Below are 1,815 nucleotides of genomic sequence, written 5' to 3'. Positions count from 1 at the left end.
AGGCGACAGTCGCGGCCTGAGAGGTCGAGGCTTGCGGGGCTTTACTTGGGCCCAACCAAGTTCCTGTGACAGAGCCAGCGGCGAGCCGCCCGCCACGCCTCGCCAAGAAGTGTGACTTTGAACCGCTGAGTCTGACGACCGATCCGCGTCCTCGCCCCGCCCAGCCGGCATCTTCCGCGACTTTAGCCGTGCCTGAACATCCCGGATATGCAATTCATCTGGACCAAACGGATCTTGAGTGGATGGCCGTGATTACGACTCCTCGGGAGGGGGCGAGCACTGTCCTTGGTGCCGATCGAAAGGCCGTGTCGGCTCAGGCCCATCAGTGGATCGAGGCTCACGCCGCAGGCACCGACGGTCCATAATCGACGCTCCGATCCAACTGGCTCATGGCAGCGATGAACCATGGATCGATACGGAGATTGTTGCCGGTACCGAACTCCGACCGTTCTGTCATGCAGCAGGCGAGGGGCAGCATCCAGCCTGAGCGGCCCAACTGATTCTTGATCTAGATCGAACAGATCAGGGGCTCAATGACTGCTACACGGTAAGCGGCTCTGCTATGGAGCCGTCAGGCGCAAGATCCCTTCCCCAGCAGTGATCTTTGCCGGATCAAAGGTGAGATCTCCTAACCGCCACGACTGAAGAACCACAACAGCATCGCCGACTGTTTTGGGCTTCACGCCGCCATCCGACACACGAGTGATGGACAGGGCCTTCTTCTGCCAGTCGATCTGGATGCGATCCTCAGGGCCAAAGCCTGCTCTGTCCCACAACTCCCGTGGCAGCCGGATGGTGGTGTAGAACCGGTCCGGCCGCTTGGCGTCAGGAATCGATTTCACCACAACATGAGCAGAGGCAGCTTTGCGTGCCGGATCCTCTATCTTTCCTGAATGCCGGATCCGCTTCGCCGGCGCTTTGGAGGTCTGAACAGGTTCTGATATTGAGCTGACGTCCTGATGCGGGTCATTGTGAACCTCACCTGCTGAAATGAATTGTTGTGCGAGCGATACAGCCGATGGCGGGGAGAGCGTCTGAACAGCGGACACAACCTCTCTGACGCTGCCGGAAATTCCTTCCGCTGATTGGATCATCAGAGGTGTCAGTCGTGCGATCACCTCGATCTGCTGGCCTCCAAGAGCCACCAACTTGCTCATCTGCTCGGCCATGAGCTCCATGGTGGACCGGAGGCCTGTCAGATCCGCAGCCATCCCGGTCAGGGCCTGCTCTATCTCAGGTGTAGGGCAGGAGACGTCACTGGCTCTAACATGGCGCTAGGAGCAAGTGGGCGCTGTGGTTGCGCCTCCTTGGGCCGGAAGACCTCTGCCGCCAGGGCTTCGGGCTTGCCCTGGTGCCGCGCCAGGATGTCTGCCGTTTCCTTGTGGCGTGCATCCTTGGAAGCAATCTTGCGATCCGGCTGCCGTGCAGTATCATTTACCCGACGACGTTCAGTATCTCGCGGTCCTGCCAGACAAGCCGGGCACAGATCGTAGGAGCGGTCCCGGCCTAACAGCCAGCCTCGCTCCTTGAAGTAGCCTCTGATCATGTCATCGTTGACAGACGGACTGGTCTCGTAGCTGTCCGTCTTAGGACACGTAGAGCAGCGGGTGGTGAAACGGTACTTGGAAGGAACGCCACCGCTACGAGTAATGTGTGGCTCGAACTGACGTATGATACCAGGCACTTATCGTTTCCTAAAATGATCGAGGGCTGCTTTCCTAACGGGACGAAGCTTGCCGGATCTGTCGCAACAATTTGTTTCAGAGTTTCAGCTAATCCTCCTTGAGCTCAGCGAAGGAGGGTAGCGTGTTCAAG

General features: G+C 58.6%; 1 protein-coding gene. It reads right to left on the bottom strand.

The window, feature by feature from the left end; translation table 11 throughout:
• Nucleotides 1-560: 560 nt before the first annotated feature.
• On the bottom strand, nt 561-1,211 hold the full coding sequence (locus DC522_RS36665; protein WP_245444758.1) for a hypothetical protein: 651 nt from the start codon (nt 1,209-1,211) through the stop codon (nt 561-563).
• Nucleotides 1,212-1,815: the final 604 nt, after the last annotated feature.

This window comes from Microvirga sp. KLBC 81 (assembly GCF_003075415.1).
Lineage (GTDB): Bacteria > Pseudomonadota > Alphaproteobacteria > Rhizobiales > Beijerinckiaceae > Microvirga.
The sequence above is the reverse complement of the archived record's forward strand: the minus strand, read 5'-3'. Positions and strand labels throughout refer to the sequence as shown.

Bases quoted from the DNA above. Each gene is read 5' to 3' on its own strand.
- DC522_RS36665 (WP_245444758.1), bottom strand. From the start codon at position 1,211: ATGGCTGCGGATCTGACAGGCCTCCGGTCCACCATGGAGCTCATGGCC.